Annotated in this window: 18 protein-coding genes; 17 read left to right on the top strand and 1 reads right to left on the bottom strand. The window is 71.1% G+C overall.

The annotated features are described in order from the left end of the window. The first annotated feature begins 33 nt into the window (after positions 1-33). The 13 genes from OO69_RS08270 to solA all read left to right on the top strand — a co-directional run bounded on the left by OO69_RS08270 (position 34) and on the right by solA (position 14,152). A complete protein-coding gene (locus OO69_RS08270; RefSeq protein WP_033279795.1) occupies positions 34-585 on the top strand; it encodes a CGNR zinc finger domain-containing protein in 552 nt (183 codons plus the stop codon). A gap of 192 nt (positions 586-777) precedes the next feature. Next, a complete protein-coding gene (locus tag OO69_RS08265) occupies positions 778-1,581 on the top strand; it encodes an N-acyl homoserine lactonase family protein (protein ID WP_033279794.1) in 804 nt (267 codons plus the stop codon). Between the two features lie 153 nt (positions 1,582-1,734). Next, a complete protein-coding gene (locus tag OO69_RS08260) occupies positions 1,735-3,390 on the top strand; it encodes an ABC transporter substrate-binding protein (RefSeq protein ID WP_033279793.1) in 1,656 nt (551 codons plus the stop codon). Continuing rightward, positions 3,383-4,294: an ABC transporter permease gene (locus OO69_RS08255; protein WP_234444372.1), complete on the top strand. Its 912-nt coding sequence runs from the start codon at positions 3,383-3,385 to the stop codon at positions 4,292-4,294. Before OO69_RS08260 ends, OO69_RS08255 begins: the two co-directional genes overlap by 8 nt. Then, positions 4,291-5,361, top strand: a complete 1,071-nt coding sequence (locus OO69_RS08250) for an ABC transporter permease (protein WP_234444371.1) — start codon at positions 4,291-4,293, stop codon at positions 5,359-5,361. The genes OO69_RS08255 and OO69_RS08250 overlap by 4 nt, the downstream gene beginning before the upstream one ends. A 5-nt stretch (positions 5,362-5,366) precedes the next feature. Next, positions 5,367-6,056, top strand: a complete 690-nt coding sequence (locus tag OO69_RS08245) for an alpha/beta hydrolase (RefSeq protein ID WP_033279792.1) — start codon at positions 5,367-5,369, stop codon at positions 6,054-6,056. After that, a complete protein-coding gene (locus tag OO69_RS08240; protein WP_033279791.1) occupies positions 6,053-7,066 on the top strand; it encodes an ABC transporter ATP-binding protein in 1,014 nt (337 codons plus the stop codon). Before OO69_RS08245 ends, OO69_RS08240 begins: the two co-directional genes overlap by 4 nt. Then, complete coding sequence (locus OO69_RS08235; RefSeq protein WP_033279790.1) at positions 7,063-8,046, top strand: ABC transporter ATP-binding protein; 984 nt, start codon at positions 7,063-7,065, stop codon at positions 8,044-8,046. The genes OO69_RS08240 and OO69_RS08235 overlap by 4 nt, the downstream gene beginning before the upstream one ends. Positions 8,047-8,058: 12 nt before the next feature. Next, positions 8,059-8,823, top strand: coding sequence for an amidohydrolase family protein (locus tag OO69_RS08230; protein ID WP_033279789.1), 765 nt, complete (start codon positions 8,059-8,061; stop codon positions 8,821-8,823). Beyond that, the gene (locus OO69_RS08225) at positions 8,820-9,278 is read left to right on the top strand and encodes a cytidine deaminase (protein ID WP_033279788.1); all 459 of its coding nucleotides are present in this window, start codon (positions 8,820-8,822) and stop codon (positions 9,276-9,278) included. The genes OO69_RS08230 and OO69_RS08225 overlap by 4 nt, the downstream gene beginning before the upstream one ends. Before the next feature lie 67 nt (positions 9,279-9,345). Next, a complete protein-coding gene (locus OO69_RS08220; RefSeq protein ID WP_078652331.1) occupies positions 9,346-10,197 on the top strand; it encodes a creatininase family protein in 852 nt (283 codons plus the stop codon). Positions 10,198-10,208: 11 nt separating this feature from the next. Then, positions 10,209-11,666 carry an aldehyde dehydrogenase family protein gene (locus OO69_RS08215; protein ID WP_234444370.1) on the top strand — a complete coding sequence of 486 codons (1,458 nt, stop codon included), beginning with the start codon at positions 10,209-10,211 and terminating at the stop codon, positions 11,664-11,666. Further along, positions 11,663-14,152, top strand: a complete 2,490-nt coding sequence (gene solA, locus OO69_RS08210; RefSeq protein ID WP_033279787.1) for an N-methyl-L-tryptophan oxidase — start codon at positions 11,663-11,665, stop codon at positions 14,150-14,152. Before OO69_RS08215 ends, solA begins: the two co-directional genes overlap by 4 nt. 11 nt (positions 14,153-14,163) lie before the next feature. Here solA and OO69_RS08205 read toward each other — a convergent pair whose 3' ends face one another. Continuing rightward, complete coding sequence (locus OO69_RS08205) at positions 14,164-14,868, bottom strand: GntR family transcriptional regulator (RefSeq protein ID WP_033279786.1); 705 nt, start codon at positions 14,866-14,868, stop codon at positions 14,164-14,166. Positions 14,869-15,017: 149 nt separating this feature from the next. Here OO69_RS08205 and OO69_RS08200 point away from each other — a divergent pair, with 149 nt between their 5' ends. From OO69_RS08200 to OO69_RS08185, 4 genes are read left to right on the top strand one after another with little or no spacing between them, the layout of a single operon-like run. Then, the gene (locus tag OO69_RS08200; protein ID WP_033279785.1) at positions 15,018-15,671 is read left to right on the top strand and encodes a cyclase family protein; all 654 of its coding nucleotides are present in this window, start codon (positions 15,018-15,020) and stop codon (positions 15,669-15,671) included. Then, positions 15,668-17,209, top strand: coding sequence for a gamma-glutamyltransferase (locus tag OO69_RS08195; protein WP_033279784.1), 1,542 nt, complete (start codon positions 15,668-15,670; stop codon positions 17,207-17,209). The genes OO69_RS08200 and OO69_RS08195 overlap by 4 nt, the downstream gene beginning before the upstream one ends. Continuing rightward, positions 17,206-19,152, top strand: a complete 1,947-nt coding sequence (locus OO69_RS08190; RefSeq protein WP_033279783.1) for a primary-amine oxidase — start codon at positions 17,206-17,208, stop codon at positions 19,150-19,152. Before OO69_RS08195 ends, OO69_RS08190 begins: the two co-directional genes overlap by 4 nt. A 30-nt stretch (positions 19,153-19,182) precedes the next feature. Continuing rightward, on the top strand, positions 19,183-20,535 hold the full coding sequence (locus OO69_RS08185; RefSeq protein ID WP_033279782.1) for an aromatic ring-hydroxylating dioxygenase subunit alpha: 1,353 nt from the start codon (positions 19,183-19,185) through the stop codon (positions 20,533-20,535). Positions 20,536-20,539: the final 4 nt, after the last annotated feature.

Genomic DNA, 20,539 nt, shown 5'->3' with positions numbered 1-20,539 from the left:
CTTAAACCGGTTCTACGGGAGTAGGGTGGACCCGTGCCAGCAACTCCCCGCTTCCGCCAGGGCGCCGGCCGCCCCTGCCTGGACTTCGTCCGCACCCTGCGCCACCGCGGCTCCCCCGGCGTGGTGGAGGAACTCCCGGACGCCGAGGCGTTGTTGGCGTGGGTGCGGCAGTGCGGTCCTTGTACTGACGCCACAGGGCAGCCCGATTCCGCGTACGCGCGTGAGCTGCGGGAGGCCGTCCACGCCCTGATCACCGCCGCGCGAGCCGACCGGACGCCCGACACCCACTCCCGCGACCTGGTCAACTCGGCCGCCGCGCACCCCGTCCCCGTGCCGAGCCTCGACCCGGCGGGACACCTCGCCTGGCGGGCCGACGACCCCGTCCGGGCCACCCTCGCCCTCGTCGCCCGCGACGCCCTGGACCTCGTCACCACCCCGTCGCTCACCCGCCTCCGCAACTGCGCCGGCCAGAACTGCGGCGCCCTGTTCCTGGACACCTCCCGCCCCGGAAACCGCCGTTGGTGCTCCATGGGCACCTGCGGAAACCGGGCCAAGAAGGAGACGCTGCGCGGCAGGACGGTCTGAAAAGGGGGTGGGAGAGAACTTGTTCACCTCCCCGCAACCGCCTTTGGGATCCACATCCTTAAAGTGTGGATCCTCATGGCAGATCCCCCCCAGACGATCCCCGCGCAGGCGAGCCCCCACTCCCGCAGGCGTTCATGATGCACTCCCGGAACGGATCACGCCCATGCGCCAGCCGCCCCACCCGCACCCCTCATGACCCGCCACGGCGTACGCAGGATCGTGCCCCTGCTGCTGGGCTGGGAGGAGCTCCCCAAGTCCGTCTCCGTGCACGGCGCCCCGTACGAGGAACGGCTGCGTGAACCCGTACCGGCCGTGCTCCTGGAGTGCGACGGCGGCTGGCTGCTGCTCGACACCGGCTTCAACACGGCACTGATCCGGGACCCGGCCCTGCGCCGCCGCTTCTACGGCTCCCCCAACTACCGGCCGATCCTGCCGGGCCCGGGCGAGCCCCTGGAGGAGGCACTCGACGCGGCCCGCATCCCGATGGACGCGATCCACGCCGTGGCCCTCAGCCATCTGCACGCCGACCACGCGGGCGGGCTCAAGCACTTCGCGGGGCGGGTGCCGGTGCACGTACAACGCGAGGAACTCGCCTACGGCCTGTCCGGGCGGCCGGAGGTCGAGCGGCACTCGATCTTCCGCGTCGACTTCGACGACCCGCGCATCGACTGGCAACAGGCCGACGGGGACGTCGAGTTGGCCCCCGGTGTGACCGCCGTACTGACCGCCGGGCACACCCCCGGGCACCAGAGTTTCGTCGTCGACCTCGCGGACGGCGGCGGCTTCGTGTTCGCCTTCGACGCCGCCGATCTCACCGAGAACATCGAGCACGAGCGCCCGATCGGCGCCTCGATCGGTGTCGACCCGGCGAGCACCCTCGAACCCATCCGCCGCCTCAAAAGCATCGCGACGGAACGCGGTTACGAGCTCATCCCCGGTCATGACCCCTTGGTCTGGCCGGAGTTGATCCGACGCATGGGCCGACCGAGCGCATAGCCGGCATCGACCGGCGCCAGACCCGCGGCCCGGTTCACACGCCTTTAACACCCGGGACACGAGAGGGACTCTGTGGCCCGTGAACATGTTTTTGGATCCAATCTCGACACTTTGAGATCCATTATTCGAGGATCGGTGCCCAAGGAGGCCCACATGCCGGACCAGTCAGCTGGATCGTCCTCACCCGGCTCCGCCCCGTCGACGGCGTCGCGCCGCACCATGCTCCGGGGCGCCGGGCTCCTCGGCGTGGGAGTCGGCTTCGGGCTCCCCGCCCTGCTCAGCGCCTGTGGTGCCGCGGCCGACGACGCCAAGGGAAGCAGCAAGGGCGGCACGCTGACCCTGGCCATCGACGCCACCAGCGCGGTCAACGACCCGTCGTTCTACACCTCGTTGGGCGACTGGATGGCCGTCGACTGCATCTGCCGGGGCCTGACCTTCATCTCCTTCGAGACGAACGAGCCCACCCCGGACCTGGCCAAGAGCTGGACGATCTCCGACGACCAGCTCACGTACACCTTCGCCCTGCGCGAGGGCGTCAAGTTCCACGACGGCACCACGCTCACCTCGGCGGACGTCCTGGCCAGCCTGGGGCGGCAGTTCGACGAGAAGGACAAGACGCTCCCCAAGGGCGCCACCCGCCCGCTGTCCGACCTCGGCGCGAACGTCGCCTCGCTGACCGCCCCGGACGACATGACCGTGAAGATGGTCCTCAAGAAGCCGGACCGCACCACCCTCGGCCAGCTCTCCGACATCGGCGGCCGCATCATCTCGAAGGCCGCGCTGAAGAAGTACGGCGCCGACATCGGCAAGCACCTCGTCGGCACCGGCCCGTTCGCCTTCTCCGCCGCCACCTCCGGCCAGTCGATCACCCTCACGGCCTTCGACGACTTCCGCCTGGGCAGACCGCCGGTCGACCGGCTGGTGCTGCGCCAGGTCCAGGACCCGTCGACCATCGTCAGTTCCCTGCTCAGCGGCGACATCTCGGCCACGCAGTTCACCCCGTACTCAGCCGCCGCGCAGCTGCGCAAGGACGACTCGGTGACGGTCTACAAGACGCCGTACAACGCCAACGCGATCCTGATGATCGACGCCCGCCGCGTCCCCGAACTCAAGGTCCGCCAGGCCATCAACCTCGCGATCGACCGCAAGTCCATCCTCGACCAGGCCTTCTACGGCGTCGGCGCGCTGCCCGGGGGCTACGCCATCCCGCCCGCGCAGAGCGGCTACGACACGAGCCTCGCCGACCTCAGCACGCAGGACACGGCCACGGCGAAGAAGCTCGTCGCCGAGGCGGGCGCGGGCGGCCGTCGTATCCGGCTCATGGCGGCGAGCGACTCCTGGCACCCGAAGGCCGCGCAGATCGTCGCCCAGAACCTGACCGACGTCGGCTTCAAGGTGGTCACCACCTCCGTCGACCCGGCCACCTATTTCACCCGGCTCCTCGACGGCAAGGACGACTACCACGACCTGATGATCTGGGAGCGCAACACCTACGTTCCGGACGCCAACGACATGGTCGGCGCCATGGCCAGCCCCACCGGTCTCTACGGCGCGACCATCACCGGCATGGACACGCTCAAGGACGCAGCCTCGCTCCAGGCGGAGCTGGACACGGCCAAGAACCTTCCCCTCGGCGCCCAGCGCACGGCCGCCTACACGAAGATCCAGCGCCGTTGGGCCGAGGACTACATGGTGCTGTCGATGCTGGCCTGCTTCGCCAACCTCGTGGTGAGCGGCTCAAAGGTGAAGCACATGAACACGGCGGCACTGGCCAACCACCGCTGTTACATGGAGAAGGCCAGTGTCTGACACCACGACCGCTCCACCACCCGTGGCGACCGTGGGGCCTTCTTCGTCCCCGTCCATCGGGCGGATGGTCCTCGCCGCCTGGCGTCGCCGCCGGTTGGCGCGGTCCTGGCCGGCCGTGCTGTCCTGGCTCGTCCTCCTCGCGCTGGTGCTGATCGCCGTCGCAGGACCCCTGTTCGTGCAGGCGGACCCGCTACGGCAGACGTCGTCGGCACTGCTGCCCATGGGGTCGTCCGGCCATCTGTTCGGCACGGACGACCTGGGCCGGGACGAGTTCGCCCGACTCGTGCACGGCGCCCGGCCGTTGCTGCTCGTGGCGTTCGCGGCGACCGCGCTCGCGGCGGTCGTCGGCACCGGGATCGGGCTCGTCGCCGGGTACTTGGGCGGTGTCGTGGAGCAGGTCCTGATGCGGATCGTGGACCTCGCGCTCGCGTTCCCGTCCATCCTGCTGGTGATCCTGCTCGTGGCGGCAGCGGGACCGGGCACGGTCAGCCTGGTCTTCGGCATCGGCGTGTCGCTCGCGCCCGGTCTGGCCCGACTCGCCCGCGCCCTGACGGCCCGTGAGGCGGCGCGTGACTACGTCGTCGCCTCCAAGCTGGGCGGCACCCGCACCCCGCGCATCCTCGCCCGCGAACTCCTCCCGAACATCGCGGGCCCGATGCTCGCGCAGGTCGTGATGACGCTGTCGATCGCGGCGGGTTTCGCCGCCGGTCTCTCCTACCTCGGCCTGGGCATCCAACCGCCGCAGCCCGACTGGGGCTACATGGTCCAGGCGGGACAGGAGTTCCTCTACACGGCACCCCGACTGGTCGTCCTGCCCGCGACGTTCACGCTCCTGTTCGTCGTCGCCTGCAACTTCGTCGGCGACGACCTGCGCGACGCCCTCGACGTACGGGGGCCGGCATGACCACCGCACTGCTCCCCCTCCCCCGCCCCAAGTGGGCAGCGGGAACAACCCTGTTGTTCCTACGACGGCTCGCGGTCATCCCCGTCGTCCTGTTCGCGCTGGCCAGCCTGGTGTTCCTCGCGATGCGCCTGCTCCCCGGCTCACCGGCGACCTCGCTCGCGGCCGGCGGCAACAACCTCTCGGCGTCCGAACTGGCCGCGAACGAGGCACGCGTCAACAAGGCACTCGGCCTCGACCGACCGCTCCTGGCCCAATACGGCAGCTTCCTCAACGACTTGGTACACCTACGGCTCGGCACCTCGTTCTACGGCTCCAACAGCATCCTGGGCCTCCTCGGCGACGCGCTCCCCGCCACCATCGAGCTGACGCTCGCGGCGATGACGATCGCGGTCCTGCTCGGGGTCGTCACCGGTGTCATCGCCGCGCTGCGCAAGGGGAGTTGGATCGACAACTCGACCCGGGCCGTGGCCACGGTGAGCTTCTCGCTGCCCTGGTTCGCGCTCGGTGTCCTCGGCATCGTGGTGTTCGGCGTGTGGCTGCGCTGGCTCCCGGTGCTCGGCCGACTGCCCAGCTCGCTGGACTACAACCCGACCACCAACTTCGTTCTCCTGGACGCGATTCTGCAGAACCGTCCCGAGCTGGTGTGGCCCTGGATCCAGCATCTGATCCTGCCCGCCGTCACGTTGGCGCTCTCGATGGCCGGGTTCATCACCCGCATCGTGCGCGCCTCCGTGCTGGAGGTCCTCGACGACGACTTCGTGCGCACCGCCCGGATGAAGGGCCTGAGCGAGGGCGTGGTGATCCGCCACCACGTTCTCCGCAACTCCTGGCTGCCCATCGTGACCGTCCTCGGGCTCCAGTTCGGCTCCCTGCTGGGCGGTTCGGTGATCACCGAGACGGTCTTCTCGTACGCCGGTGTCGGCCGCCTGCTCGTGCAGGGCGTCCTGCAACGCGACTACCCCGTCGTGCAGGGCGCCGCGCTAGCCATCGCTCTCCTCTTCACCCTGGTCAACCACGCGGTGGACCTGCTGTACACGGTCCTCGATCCGCGGCTACGGAAAGGATGACCCGCATGGACATCGTGCTGGTCCACGGCGCCGGCGGACGGCCGACGACCTGGTCGGCGGTGCAGCCCCTGCTGGCAGCCCGCGGCCACCGGCTGTTCACCGTCACCAACCCGATGACCTCCCTGGAGGACGATGTCGCCAACACGGCGGCTGTGTTGGAGGAGACAACGGGCCCGGTGCTGCTGGCCGGGCACTCCTACGGCGGCGCGGTCATCAGCAACGTCGGCCGCGACCCGCGGGTCAAAGGCCTTGTCTACATAGCCGCGTTCGGGCCGGACGAGGGCGAGACGGTCAACGGGATCGTCGAGCGGTACGAGGAGGCCGAGATCTCCAAGTACATGCGGCGCGGCCCGAACGGCGAGTGGAAGTCCGAGACGAGCGAGGCGTTCTGGGCGGAGATAGGCCCCGATCTCTCGCCGGAGCAGCGGGCCGTCGTGGAGGCGGAAGGACGCAAGGCCGACAACCTCATCTTCACGCAGCCCACCGGTGTACCGGCCTGGCGCACGCTGCCCAGTTGGTACCTGGTCGCGGACGACGACCGCACGCTCCGCCCCGAAATCCAGAACGACATGTCGGCCCGCATGAAGGCGACCGTCGAGCACGTGCCGGGCAGCCACTACACAACCCTGGTGTGGCCGGAGCGCGTCGCCGACCTGATCCACACGGCGACTCTGTCCGTGAGCTCTGGCTCATGACGTCCACGTCCGTGCTCGAAGTCCGGGATCTGCGCGTCCAGTTCGACGTGCCGGGCGGCCGACTGCCCGCCGTGGACGGCGTGGACCTGACCCTCCGCCAGGGCGAAGTCCTCGCGCTGGTGGGCGAGTCGGGATCCGGGAAGTCGGCGTTGTCGATGAGCCTGGTCGGCCTGAACCGCGGTCCGCGCACCCACATCAGCGGCGAGGCGACCTTCAAGGGCCGTGACCTGGTGGCCGCGTCGGAACGGGAGTTGCGCGGTGTGCGCGGCAAGGACATCGCGGTCGTCTTCCAGGACGCCCTGGCCGCGCTCAACCCGCTCCACCGGGCGGGCGCCCAGGTCTCCGAGATGATCCGTGCCCACCGTGATGTGACACGGGGTCAGGCGATGGACCGGGCGGTGGAGTTGCTCGGCGAGGTTGGTATCGCCGGCCCGGACCGCACGGCCCGCGCCTACCCCCACCAGCTCTCCGGGGGCATGCGCCAACGCGTGATGATCGCGATGGGCCTGGCCAACGACCCCGCCGTACTGATCGCCGACGAGCCCACCACCGCACTCGACGTCACGATCCAGGCCCAGGTACTCGCCGTCCTCAAACGCGTCCAGCGCGACCACGGCACCTCCGTGCTGCTGATCACCCATGACCTGGGAGTCGTGGCGGAGGTCGCCGACCGGGTGGCGGTGATGTACGCGGGCCGGATCGTGGAGCAGGGGTTGCGCGAGGAGGTGCTGTTCCACCCCCAACACCCCTACACCATGGGGTTGTTGGGCTCGGTGCCGCCGATCGACGGTCCTGTCGTACGACGGCTGCCGACCATCGCGGGCAGCCCGTTGACCGGGGTGGACCGGCCGGCCGGGTGCGCGTTCGCTCCCCGGTGCCCCTTCGTCCACGACGCGTGTTCCGAGCGGCCCGTGCTGCGGCAACGGCACGGCGAGGACGGCCACTTGGACGCCTGTGTTCTGCCCTCCCCCGCCCGTGCCACGGCCCGCTCCCAGGGAGGCATCGCATGACCGCCGCGCTCATCCAGGCCCGCGAGCTGCGTGTCGAGTACCCGGGCCGGGCCGGCGGTCGGGTCAGGGCGCTGCGGGACGTCGACCTCGACATCCTCCAGGGCGAGACCCTCGGTCTGGTCGGCGAGTCGGGGTGCGGCAAGTCCACGCTCGGCCGAGCCCTGTTGCGGGTGATCGAACCCGCCTCGGGCCGGATCGAGTTCGACGGTACCGACCTCACCCGGATGCGGGGGCGCCAACTGCGCCGGACCCGGGCCGAGTTGCAGATGGTGTTCCAGGACCCGTTCGGCTCGCTGAACCCGCGCCGCAGGATCGCCGACATCGTCGCCGAACCGCTGCTGCGGTCACGCGGCGCCACCCGAGCCGAGGCCACGAAGGCGGTGGCCGAACTCCTCGACCTCGTCGGTCTCGGCGCCGAGGCCGGCGCGCGCAGGCCGCACGAGTTCTCCGGCGGCCAGCGTCAACGCATCGGCATCGCACGGGCGTTGGCATCGTCACCGCAGTTCGTGGTGGCGGACGAGGCGGTCTCCGCCCTGGACGTGTCGATCCAGGCGCAGGTTCTGAACCTGCTCTCCGATCTGGTCCGCGACCGCGGCCTGACGATGCTGTTCATCTCGCACGACCTGGGCGTCGTACGGCACATCGCCGACCGTATCGCGGTCATGTACCTCGGCCAGATCATCGAAGTCGCCTCCCGTGACGCCTTCTTCGCCGCCCCCGCACACCCGTACAGCCGGGCCCTGCTGTCCTCCGTTCCTGTCCTACGGCCCGGCGAGACCCGTGAACAGCAGGTGCTGGAGGGCGAGTTGCCCGATCCGGCGAACCCGCCCGAGGGCTGTCTGTTCCGCACCCGGTGCCCGATCGCCACGGAGCGGTGCCGGACCAGCGCGCCCGAGTTGCGCGAGATCGCGCCGGGCCGCAGTGTGCGCTGCCATCTCCCCCTGGTCTCCAGCGAGCAGCACGTCGCGAGTAGCGAGTAAGGACGAACCGCCTTGATCATCGACGCGTACAACACCACTCAGGACGTCCGCGGCCGTTCCGACTACCTCACCGGCGCCCGCAAGGGCCAGGCCCCGCCGCCGTACAAACCCTTCGAGCCGCGCCGCATCCTCGACCGGATGGACGCGGCCGGGGTGGACATGGCGATGGTGTGCTCGCTCGCGCAGCGCATCGAGAACGACTTCATCGCCTCGCTGGTGACCTCGTACCCGGACCGGTTCTTCGGCTTCGGGCAGGTGATGCCGCAGGCCGACGACGCGCTGGACGAGATCGACCGGATGGCCGACGCGGGTCTGGTGGGGCTGAAGCTGCACCCGAGCCTGCACGGCTACCACGTCGCCGACCACGGCCTCCTCGACCCGGTCTTCGAGGCGTGCGCGCGGCGCGGGCTGCTGGTGCTGATCAACGCTCTCGACGACGCGTTCTGCGCGCCGCTGGCCATCGAGGAGATCGCCAAGGACCACCCCCAAGTGCCCACGATCATCGCGCACATGGGGGCCGTGTGGAACGTGCCCGAGGCGATCATCGTCGCCGAACGGCAGCCGCACGTGTACCTGGAGACGTCGGCGACGCTGATGAGCGACGTGAAGCGGGCCTACGCACGGCTCGGGCCGGAGAAGATCCTGATGGGCAGCGAGTGGCCCGGCTCCGACTTCGATCTGGAACGCATGAAGATCGCGAAGGCGGTCGAGGACGAGAAGGACCGGGCGCTGGTCGAGGGCGGCAACATGGCCCGGCTGTTGGGGCTGACGGTATGAGCGCCGTGAACGTGCGGCCCGTGTCCGTACCGGCGTCGATGAGCGAGGACGACGTCGAACTCCTCGCCGTCGCCCAGCACTTGCTGGCCAAGGTATGGCAGTCGGGCCGCCACGAGGTCGCGACCGCGCTCCGTACCGCGGACGGGCGGGTCCATACCGGGGTCCACGTGGAGGGCTCCTGCCGGCGCAGTTCGATCTGTGCCGAGGGGGTCGCCATGGGCACCGCGCGGGGCGCCCTGCCCGCCGGGGCGGAGCTGAACATCACGTCCGTGGTGTCGGTGCAGATCAAGCCGGCGGGGTGGTTCCGGATCATCGCGCCGTGCGGGGTGTGCCGCGAGCTGATCAGCGACTACTGCCCGGACGCCACCGTGTGGGTCACCACGGTCGACGGGGACAAGCCCGTCCCGTTGCGCGCCCTGGACCTGCTGCCGGAGAAGAGCCGACGCCGATGGTGAACGCCGTCGTTCCCGAGAAGGGTCCACGCCGATGACGAACGCCATCGGTCCCGAGGAGAGGAGAACCATGTCGTCCGTCTTCGTCACCGGTCCGTCCGGACGAACCGTCCCCACGGGCCTCGATGTCCCCGAACTGGCAGCCCAGTTGGGCGGTTCCGGATCGCCCGTGCTGTGGGAGGAGCTGACCTGGGCGGAGGCCGAGTCCACGGCCGCGGCCCAGGACGCCGTCATCATCCCCGTGGGCGCCACCGAGCAGCACGGCCCGCACCTCCCCCTCGCCGTGGACACCCGGATCTGCGAAGCGGTCGCCCTCGGCGTCTCCGCCCTGACCGGCGTGCCCGTCGTGCCGCCCCTGAGCTTCGGGGTGTCCGCGTCGCACGGCGACTTCGCCGGGACGGTGGCCCTGCGGCCGGAGACCATGATCTCCGTCGTCGAGGACGTCATCGACTCCCTCTACGCCTCCGGGGTACGGCAGTTCGTGCTGCTGAACGGGCACATCTGGAACAACGGCGCGCTCGATGTGTCGGCGGAGAAACTGAGAGTCCGTCATCGGGACGCTCGGGTAAGGGCGTTGGGGTACGTGACGATGTACCCGGGGCCCGAGGTGGACGGACATGTCACCTACGGCCGGGCGTTGATGCACGCCAACTTCTTCGAGACGTCCGTGATGCTGCACCTGGCGCCGGAGCTGGTCCGGATGGACCGGGCGACCTCGCACGTCGACGTCGACTCGTTCTGGGACTACCGCATGGACCAGGTCAGCGAGACCGGGGTCTGGGGCAGGGACGTGACCGACGCCAACTCCAAGCACGGCGAGGCGGAGTTCGACCGCTGCGTCCTGACCACAGCCCGGGCGGTGTCCACGGCGGTGCGCGAGCCGTGGCCCGACCCCACTCACCGTCCCGGACGCCAGGCGTGAAGGAGAGCAAGGTGGACCCCAGTATCGACATCCCGCACCTGCCGGACTGCGAGCCCATGCTCATCGGCGGGGAGTGGACCGCGGGCACCGGGACGGAACGCATCCCGGTGCTCGACCCCGCCACCCGGGAGCAGCTCACCACGGTCGCGCAGGCGGGCCCCACGGAGGTGTCGGCGGCGGTCGAGGCGGCCAACACCGCGCACCGCGACCGCCGTTGGCGCGGACTGCCGCCCCGGCAGCGCCGTGACGTCCTGCTGCGCCTCGCCGACCTGGTGGAGCGCGACGCCGAGAAACTGGCGGTGCTGGACACCCTGGACAACGGCAAGGCCATCGAACGCGCGCGTGGCGATGTGGAGTTGGGGCTGCAGGCCATCCGCCACTTCGCGGGCACTCCGCCCCGGCTGGAGGGCACCGTGCACGCGGCCGGTCCCGACCGGCATGTGTACAGCGTCCGCGAACCGGTGGGCGTGGTGGCGGCCGTACTGCCGTGGAACTTCCCCTTCATGATCGCGGCCTGGAAGCTCGCCCCGGCCCTGGCCGCCGGTTGCACGGTCGTGGTCAAGCCGGCCGAGCAGACCCCGCTCACCGCGCTGCGGCTGGCCGCGCTCTGTCTGGAGGCGGGCGTGCCCGAGGGCGTGGTCAACGTCCTTACGGGCGACGGGCGTACGGGTGCGGAGCTGGTCGCCCATCCCGGTGTCGCCAAGGTGTCCTTCACCGGGTCGACCGAGGTCGGGCGGCACATCATGGCCGCGGCGGCGCCGTCGTTGAAGCGGCTCACGCTCGAACTGGGCGGCAAGTCGCCCAACATCGTCTTCGCGGACGCCGATCTCGACGCGGCCGTGCCGAACGCCGTCCGCGCGGTGTTCGGGCACTCCGGGCAGATGTGCACGGCGGGCAGCAGGCTGCTGGTGGAGCGCACGATCGTCAAGGAGTTCCTGGACCGGCTGGTGCCGGCGGTGGAGGCGCTGCGGATCGGCCCGGGGTTGTCGGGCGGGATCAACATCGGTCCGCTGGTGTCGCAGGAGCAGTACGACCGCGTCACGGGTTACGTCGAACTCGGGCGCGCCGAGGGCGCCGAGGTGGCCGTGAGCGGTGAACTCCCGGACGTCCCCGGCTGGTTCGTGCCGCCGACGGTGTTCACGGAGGTCACCCCCGACATGAGGATCACCCGGGAGGAGATCTTCGGCCCGGTCGCCACGATCATGCCCTTCGACAGCGAGGAGGAGGCGATCGCGCTGGCCAACGACAGCGAGTACGGCCTCGCCGCCGGTGTCTGGACCGGCAGCCTGGCCCGCGCCCATCGCACCGCCGCCGCGCTGGAGGCCGGGACCGTGTGGGTCAACACGTACAACGAGTTCGACCCCGCCGTGGCCTTCGGCGGGATGAAGCAGTCAGGCCTCGGCAGGGACCTCGGCGACGCCGCCGTCGACGGGTTCACCGAGCTCAAGAGCGTGACGATCGCCCTGTGAGCGCGCCCGTGACGGCCGGAACGGCCGCCTCGCCCACGAACCCCGCGCCCCCGCGCCCCCTGAACGTCGCGGCCGAACGCGCCCGTACGCCCGGCTCGTTCACCGGCCACCACTTCAACTCGGCGGGCGCGGCCCTGCTCGCCAACGGCACCGTCGAGGCGGTCATCGACCACCTCCGCGCGGAGAGCCTGTCCGGCGGCTACGAGGCCGCGAAACACGCGGCTCCCGCCCTGGAGGCCGTCTACGCGCGTACCGCCGAACTCCTCGGCGCGCGGCTGGAGGAGGTCGCCCTCGTCGAGAGCGCGACGGCCGGCTGGCAGCGGGCCGTGTCGGCGCTCCGACTGCGGCCCGGCGACCGGGTGTTGGCCGCCCGCTCCAGCTACGTCAGCAGCGCCCTGCACCTGCTGTCGGTCGAACGCGACCACGGCGTCCAGGTGGAGCTGCTGCCCAACGGCCCTGACGGAGCGGTGGACTTGGAGGCCCTGGAGGCCGCGTTGCGCGCGGGACCGGCCGCGCTGGTGACGGCCGCGCATGTCCCGACCTCCTCCGGGCTGGTCGAACCCGCCGCCGCGATAGGCGCGTTGGCCGGTGCCCACGGGGTGCCCTACCTGCTGGACGCGACCCAGTCGCTCGGCCAACTGCCGGTGGACATGGGCGCCATCGGCTGCGACCTCCTCATCGGAACCGGCCGCAAGTTCCTGCGAGGCCCACGCGGCACGGGCCTGCTCGCGGTACGCCGCCCCCTCCTGGACCGGCTCGCCCCCGAGGCACCCGATGTCCGGGGCGCCCGCTGGACCGCCGAGCGCAGCTGGGAACTGGTCCCGGACGCCAAACGCTTCGAACTCTGGGAAGCCGCCCACGCGTTGCGCCTCGGCCTCGGCGCCGCCCTGTCCGACCTCGGCACCCTCGGCATCGACACCGTCGCCCGCCACCTGGCCACCCTCGCCACCTCACTCCGGGAACGCCTCTCCGCACTGCCGGGCGTCCACATCACCGACCCACCGGCCGCGGGCGGTGCCATCGTCACCTTCGTGGTCGACGGCCTGGACGCCTCCGAGGTACAACGTCAACTCACGTACCGCCGCGTCCACTTGATCGCGGTACCGGCGGGCCACGGCCGCTGGGACATGGACCACCGGGGGCTGACCAAGGTGGTCCGGGCCTCGGTCCACGTCTACAACGACGAGGACGATCTGGACGCCCTGGTGGAAGCCGTACGGGAGATCGTCTGCCTGCGGGGGCCCGGTACGGCGCCGACCATGGGGCAGCGGGACTCGGGAGCGGAGGCCACGGCGCCAGGGACCGATCCCGCAACGCCCACACCATCACTCGCGGCCACCGACCCGATCCCAGCCCTCACCCCGTACGCCCCACGCCCCAACTCCCGCTGCCACGACGCCATCGTGGTCGGCCTGGGCGTACACGGCAGCGCCGCCCTACGTCACCTCGCCGAGCGCGGACTCGACGTCCTCGGGCTCGAACAGTTCAGCCTGCACCACGACTTGGGTTCCTCTCACGGCGCGACCCGGATGATCCGCCGCGCCTACCCCCACCCCGACTGGGACGCTCTGGTCGACACCGCCTACCGGGCCTGGGCGGAGCTGGAGGGCGCCTCGAAGGCCCAACTGCTCGACATCACCGGCGGGTTGTACGCGGCGCCGAAGGACCGGCCCGATCCCCTGCGCGGCCCTGGTTGCCGTGAAGTCGACGCCGAGGAAGCGGCACGGATCTTCCCGGGACTCCGACTACCTTCCGGCTTCACAGCCGTACACGACCCGCGCGCCGGCATCATCGATGCGCAGGAGACACTGCGCGCCCAACTGACCCTCGCCGAGCGCTCGGGCGCGCACCTCCACGACCACGCCCCCGTCCTCGACTGGGAACCGGACGGCGACGAGGTCGTGGTCCGCACCGGCAAGGCCGTCCTGCGCACGCGGCGCCTGGTGCTGTGCACCGGTCCCTGGATGGCAGCCCAAGTTCCTTCCCTCGCACCGCATCTGACGGTCACTCGTATCGTCAACGCCTACTTCGCCGCCGACCCGGCGGGACCCCTCGGCGCCTCCGGCCTCGGCAGCTTCTCCGTCGACCTGCCGCAAGGCCTCCTGTACGGGTTCCCCGCGGCCGACGGCCGCGGCCTCAAGGCCGGCTTGGACAGCGGCCCGCCCTGGGACCCGCAGGCACCCCGCCCCGAAGCGACCGCCGACGAACTCGCCCTGCTCGCCAAGGCGGTGGCCCAAGTCCTGCCCGGTGCCGGACCGGTGACCGAGAGCCTGACGTGTCTCTACACGATGACCGCCGACCGGCGTTTCATCGTCGGCGAAGTGCCAGGCGCACCGCAGGTGTTGGTCGCGTCGGCGTGCTCCGGGCACGGGTTCAAGTTCGGGCCGGCGATCGGCGAGGCGCTGGCCGACCTCGTGTGCGGAATCGCCCGCCCGGACCTGGACTTCCTCTCCCCGGCCCGGCTGTTCCCCGGCGGCACCCCGTGAGGGCCCGCCGCTCAGCCGTGGAAGACGGTCTGGGAACGGCGCTCGTACCAGGCCGTCAGATGCTCGCCGGAACTGATGACGTGCTCGCGCATCAACGCGTCGGCATGGTCGGCGTCGTGCGCGGCCAACGCCTCGATCACCGCCTCGTGCTGACGGATGTTCAGCTGCCGGTGGCGTTCGTCGCCGGCGAGGGCGAGCGAGGACACGTTGCGCGGGAAACTCTCGTTGATCCGGTCGATCATCCGGGTCAGCCAGGGATTGTCGGCCGCTTCGCAGATGACCGTGTGGAAACAGTCGTTGGCGGCCGTGGTGGTGAGTCCGCCCGCGTCCCTCACCTCGTCCTCGGCCCGCGCCACCGCCTCGCAGAGCACCGCGTTGTGCTCGCGCAGCGCGGCGAGTCCGCGCTCGGTGATCCGGGAAGCGGCGCGCCGGGCGGCCATTCCCTCCAGCTCGGCCCGCACCTCGTAGGCCTGGCGCACCTCCCAGGGCGCGGGCACCCGCACCACCGCGCCGCGGTTCGGCTGCATCTCGATCAGCCCGCCGTTCTGCAGCTGGCGCAGCGCCTCGCGCACCGGTGTGCGGCTGACGCCGAACTCGGTGGCCAGCGCGGCTTGGCGCAGCGGTTTGCCGATCGCCAGCTCGCCGTTCATGATCCGCGCGCGGATGCGGGCCGCGATGTCGTCAACGAGGGGACTCTCGTCAGTCTCAGGCGTCATCGGAGTCGGTCAAACCCTTCTCGGGGGCGGTCGGGGGCTGCGCGGTGGTGGAGCAGTTTCCCATGCGGCCGAGGGCGACCTCAGCCACTCGACAGCTCGCTCATTTTTGGATCCACTTCCATGATATCCGCATCCAATAGGAGGGCCGCATGAATCTGGACTTCGCGAAGGCGATCGACGTGTCCGTTCCCATCCATCCCGGCATGCTCCACTGGGGCCGCCGCCCCGAGGTGGAGATCGTCGAGTCCCGAACCGCCGGCGATCCCTCCAACGTCAGCCGCTGGCGTATCGGCGCCCACACCGGCACCCACATCGACGCCCCGGCCCACTTCATCGACGGCGGCAAGACGGTGGACAGGCTCGACCTGACCGCCCTCAACGGAACCGCTCGGGTACTGGACCTCACCCACGTCAAGGAGCAGATCACCGCCGCCGACCTCGACGCGGCCGGCCTCGGCACCGAGGAACGCGTACTGCTGCGCACCAGCAACTCCGAGGGCGTCCTGCGCAGCCCCTGGAAGGCCCGCGAGTGGGTCGGACTGGCCCCGGACGGCGCGGAACGCCTCATCGAGGCCGGGGTGCGCACCGCGGGCATCGACTATCTGAGCATCGAGGCCGTCGCCTACACCACCCACTGGGAGACCCACCAACTCCTGTGCGCCGCCGAGGTGTTGATCCTGGAGGTCGTCGACCTCCTCCACGCACCGGCCGGGGTCTACGACATGCTCTCCCTCCCCCTGCCCCTCCAGGGTGCCGAAGCCGCCCCCTCCCGCACCGTGCTCCTCCCGAGGGACGCGGCATGACAGCCGGCTCCCCGCTGATCCTGGCCGCACCGCACCCGGCGGCGCTGGCGGCGGCCCGCCGCGCGGCCGGGCGAGGCGGCAACGCCGTGGACGCGGCGCTCGCGGCGGCCGCCGCCCTCACCGTCGTCTACCCCCACCAGTGTTCCCTGGGCGGTGACTTGATCGCGCTCGTGCACGCCCCCGGCGGTGCGGTGCGCGCGGTGGTCTCGGCGGGGGCCGCCGCACAGGCCGTAGACGTCGAGGCACTGCGCGCGGCCGACGAGCGGATGCCCGTGCAGGGGCCGCAGACGGTGACCGTGCCCGGTGTGGTGGCGGGCTGGGCCGCGCTGGCCGAGACCTACGGCACGCCAGGTGCCCTGGCCGAGGCGCTGCGGGACGCCGCCGACCTGGCCGAGGACGGAGCCACCGTGTCGGCGGGTCTGGCGCGCGCCATCCGTGAGCGGGCCCCGCAAATCGGCGCGGACCCCGGGCTCACCGCGTTACTGACCGGCCCCGACGGCGCACCCCTCGACGAGGGTGACCCGCTCCCCCAGCCCCAACTGGCCGCCGTACTACGGACACTGGCCGCCGATCCGTGGTCCTTCTACCGGGGCGCGGTCGCCGAGGCGTTGGCGAACGGCCTGCGCCGGGCCGGGAGTTCACTCACCGCGAGCGATCTCGCGGCCCATCAGGCGGAGAGCGTCGAGCCGTTGACGCTGGACGTGGCCGGAACCCGTTGGTGGACCGCGCCGCCGCCGAGCCAGGGGGCGAGCCTGCTGGCCGTACTGGAGACCGCTGCCTCGGTGGCGAAGCTGCCCGAGCCGGAGCGTACCGGCGCGCTGGCCGCTCGCTGCCAAGACGCCTCCGCAGCACGGGACTTGCTGCTCGGCGATCCGCTCGGCCCCTCGCCCATCGACCTGGACGGGCTGCTGCGCCCGGCTCCGCTCGCGGGTGCGCGACCGCCCGAGCCGTCCTTCCGGCCCGCCGGGGACACCGTCGCGATCACCGCCGTAGACGCGTCCGGGCTGGCCGTCTCGCTGATCCAGAGCGTCTACCAGACCTTCGGCTCCGGCATCTGCGAACCGGAGACGGGCATCGTCCTGCACAACCGCGGCTCGGCGTTCAGCCTGCTGCCCGGCCATCCGGCCCTCATCGGCCCTGGCCTACGGCCCCCGCACACCCTGTGCCCCGTACTCGGCCGGTCCACCGAACTGCTGCTCGCGGCCGGCTGCCAGGGCGGTCGGGCGCAGCCGCAGATCCTCGCCCAGACCGTGCCCGACCTGATGAACCCGGCCGTCGATCCGGCCGCCGTCCTCGACCGGCCGCGCTGGGTGGTCGGCGCCCGCGACATCGGCCACGAGACGCAGACCCTGTTGGCCGAGCCCGGGTCCGTCCCGGCGGGCGCGTTCCCGTCCTCGGTTCCGGTCGTCGTGGCGCCGGGCCGTACCGATCTGGCCGGTCACACCCAGGCCGTACGACTGTCCGTCGGCGGTCGGCTGGACGGCGCCTCCGATCCGCGCGCCGACGGCGGCACCACTTTGGAAGGAAACCCGCAGTGAGCACTCTCGCCCCCGAACCCGTACCGGCCGACGCACCCCACCCGCTGGACCCGCTCACCGTCACCGAACTGGCCACGGCCGTACGGGTGTTGAGAGCCGACACCCGGGTCCCCGACGACGCGCGCTTCTGGGGCGTGGCGCTGGACGAGGACCATGCCCGGCGGGCCGCGCCCGGGGACGCGCGGCGGGCCCGCGCGGTCGTGTTCTCCGCCTCCGCTCGTCATGCCTTCGAGGTCGATCTCGAACTCGGCGACAAGCCGCAGACCACCGCCTGGCGGGAGTTGGACGTACGCAGCCCGGGCTGTTCCTCCGAGGAGGCACGGCAAGCGGCTGCGGCCTGTCGGGCGGACCCGCGTTTCCGGGAGGCGCTGGCGCTGCGCGGAATCCACGACGTGTCGCTGGTGATGGTGGACCCGGAGTCGATCGGCGGCTTCGAGCCACCCGAGTACGCGGGGCGTCGGCTGACCTGGGGCAGCGTCTGGCACCGGACCTCCGAGGACGACAACGGTTACGCCCGTCCGGTGCAGGGCGTGGTGCCGATCATCGACATGGAGACCATGGAGATCCTGCACATCGAGGATCACGGGGTGGTGCCGCTGTCGGAGGAGTCGGGCGTGTTCGCGGCCGGGACGGTCGACGAGCGGCCGGGGCTGAAGCCGCTGGAGGTCGTCCAGCCGGAGGGGCCGAGTTTCACCGTCACCGGGCAGCGGATCGACTGGCAGGGGTGGTCCGTCCGGGTCGGCTTCAGCCATCGCGAGGGGCTCGTGCTGCACGACCTCGCCTTCGCCGCGGCCGGGAAGGGTCCGCGTCAGGTGATCCGGCGTGCGGCCGTCAACGAGATGTACGTCCCGTACTTCGACACGGCGTCCACCCAGTACCGGAAGAACTTCTTCGATTGGGGCGAGTACGGCGCGGGCCCGCTCACCAACTCCCTTGCCCTGGGCTGCGATTGCCTCGGTGTCATCCAGTACTTCGACGCGGCGGTGCTCGGCGGCGACGGCGTCCCCCGCCTCATCCCCAACGCGGTCTGTGTGCACGAGGAGGACGACGGCATCCTCTGGAAGCACCACGACGGCCGCACCGGCCGTACGGAGGTGCGCCGTTCGCGCCGGCTGATCATCTCGGCGTTCGCGACCGTCGCCAACTACGACTACGGCTTCTACTGGTCGCTGTACCAGGACGGTTCGGTGATGCTGGAGATCAAGATGACCGGCATCCTGTCCGCCACCGGCGTCGAGGAGGACGAGGCGACGCCGTACGCGCGCCGGGTCGCGCCGAACGTCGCGGTCACCAACCACCAGCACTTCTTCAGCGTCCGCCTCGACATGGCGGTCGACGGCGATCCCAACCGGCTGGTGGAGGTCACCGCCGAGCACGAGCCCGACCCCGTGCTCGACCCGTACGGCAACGCGGCCCGGACCGTGCTGCGTCCGATCCTCAGCGAGGCGGAGGGCGCCCGGCGCACCGATCCGTCCCGCGCGCTGCACTGGCGGGTGGAGAGCACCGAGTCCCGCAACCGGATGGGTGAACCGACCGCGTATCGCGTGCACTTGGAGAACACGGCGGTGCTGCCGGTGCGCGAGGACAGCGTGTGCGCGCGCCGAGCCCCGTTCGTGGGACGGCAGTTGTGGGCCACGGCCTACGACGCGGACCGGCGTTTCGTCGGCGGCGAGTACCCCAACCAGGCCGAACCGGGCGCGGACGGCGTGCACAAATGGCAGGAGGAGAACCGGTCGTTGGACGGCACGGACCTCGTGCTCTGGGCCACGGTCGGCTCGCACCACTTCCCACGTCCCGAGGAGTGGCCGGTGATGCCGGTCGCCAAGGCGCGGCTACGGCTGGAGCCGGACGGCTTCTTCGACCGCAACCCGGCGCTGGACGTACCCGCCCCCAACTCCTGCCACACGCCGAGCCCTTCGGCCCCGGACCACTGCTGCGGCTGACCGCGCCTCCCCTCCCCCGAAAGGCGACCCATGCGCGAGGAAGAGAACACACGGCTCACCCGGACCGGGCCCGGTACCCCGGCCGGTGAGTGGATGCGCCGCTACTGGCAGCCGATCGCCCTCAGCGAGGAACTCGACGGCGTACGGCCGCTGGTGGCGCCCAAGGTGATGGGCCAGAACCTGGTCCTGTTCCGCGACGAGCACGGCGAACTCGGTCTCGTCGACCGCGGCTGCCCACACCGCGGCGCCGACCTGGCGCTCGGCCGCCTGGAGGACGGCGGACTGCGCTGCTGCTTCCACGGGTGGCTGTTCGCCCGTGACGGCTCCTGTCTCGACACACCCGCCGAGCCCGTCGACAGTCCGCTCAAGTCCCGTGTCCGGCTGGGAAGTTACCCGGTCCGCGAGATCAACGGCATCATCTGGGGCTATCTCGGCCCCGGCGAACCGCCCCAACTCCCCGCCCTGGACTGCTTCCAGGCACCCGCCGACCACGCCTTCGCCTGGAAGGGCCTGCTGGAGTGCAACTGGCTCCAGGCCCTGGAGGTCGGCATCGACCCCGCCCACGCCTCCTACCTCCACCGCTTCTTCCAGGACGAGGACCCCGCCGACAGCTACGGCAAACAGTTCCGCGCCGCCTCCCAGGGCACCGACCTCCCGATGACGAAGATCCTGCGCGAGTACGGCCGCCCCGACATCGACGCGACCCGCACCCCGTACGGCATCCGCCTCACAGCCCGGCGCACGCTCGACGGCACGGACACCCAGGGCCGGCCGATGGACGGCAGCCGTACCCATGTCCGCATCACCCACCAGGTGTTCCCACACGCCTTCCACATCCCGCTGGACGCGGAGACGGCGATCACCCAGTGGCATGTGCCGATCGACGACAACTCCAGTTACTGGTATGCCCTGTTCACCAGCGTCGGCGGCCCGGTGGACCAGGCGGAGATGCGCCGGCAGCGGGTCGGCGCGGTCACCCTGCCCGACTACCGGCCGCGCTTCGGCCGCGCGAACGGCTACGGCTACGACCCGGCGGAACAGCGCACGACGACGTACACCGGGCTCGGCTTCGACATCAACGTGCACGACCAGTGGGCGGTGGAGGGTCAGGGGTCCGTCCAGGACCGCACCCGCGAGCATCTGGGCCGCTCCGACAAGGCCATCGTGATGTACCGCCGGATGCTCGGAGAGGCCATCAGCGCCGTCGAGCGCGGCGAGGACCCGCCGCTGGTGCTGCCCGCCGAGGAGGCGGGGCGGCTGCACGGGCCGGTCGCCCTCGACGGGATCGGCCCCACCGAGGGCTGGCTGGAGCACTGGACGGCCATCACCGACAAGCAGCGCGCCGACAGCAGTTGGGCGCGGCCGCTGGGAACGGACGGCTGAGCCG

It is taken from the genome of Streptomyces sp. NRRL F-525, assembly GCF_000716605.1.
In the GTDB taxonomy this organism is placed as follows: domain Bacteria; phylum Actinomycetota; class Actinomycetes; order Streptomycetales; family Streptomycetaceae; genus Streptomyces.
This window is presented reverse-complemented; position numbering and strand designations above follow the sequence as displayed.

Coding starts and splice junctions, on each gene's coding strand:
- OO69_RS08195 (WP_033279784.1), top strand. CDS start 15,668: ATGACAGCCGGCTCCCCGCTGATCCTGGCCGCACCGCACCCGGCGGCG.
- OO69_RS08250 (WP_234444371.1), top strand. CDS start 4,291: ATGACCACCGCACTGCTCCCCCTCCCCCGCCCCAAGTGGGCAGCGGGA.
- OO69_RS08225 (WP_033279788.1), top strand. CDS start 8,820: ATGAGCGCCGTGAACGTGCGGCCCGTGTCCGTACCGGCGTCGATGAGC.
- OO69_RS08185 (WP_033279782.1), top strand. CDS start 19,183: ATGCGCGAGGAAGAGAACACACGGCTCACCCGGACCGGGCCCGGTACC.
- OO69_RS08245 (WP_033279792.1), top strand. CDS start 5,367: ATGGACATCGTGCTGGTCCACGGCGCCGGCGGACGGCCGACGACCTGG.
- OO69_RS08235 (WP_033279790.1), top strand. CDS start 7,063: ATGACCGCCGCGCTCATCCAGGCCCGCGAGCTGCGTGTCGAGTACCCG.
- OO69_RS08265 (WP_033279794.1), top strand. CDS start 778: ATGACCCGCCACGGCGTACGCAGGATCGTGCCCCTGCTGCTGGGCTGG.
- OO69_RS08260 (WP_033279793.1), top strand. CDS start 1,735: ATGCCGGACCAGTCAGCTGGATCGTCCTCACCCGGCTCCGCCCCGTCG.
- OO69_RS08205 (WP_033279786.1), bottom strand. CDS start 14,868: ATGACGCCTGAGACTGACGAGAGTCCCCTCGTTGACGACATCGCGGCC.
- OO69_RS08220 (WP_078652331.1), top strand. CDS start 9,346: ATGTCGTCCGTCTTCGTCACCGGTCCGTCCGGACGAACCGTCCCCACG.
- OO69_RS08200 (WP_033279785.1), top strand. CDS start 15,018: ATGAATCTGGACTTCGCGAAGGCGATCGACGTGTCCGTTCCCATCCAT.
- OO69_RS08240 (WP_033279791.1), top strand. CDS start 6,053: ATGACGTCCACGTCCGTGCTCGAAGTCCGGGATCTGCGCGTCCAGTTC.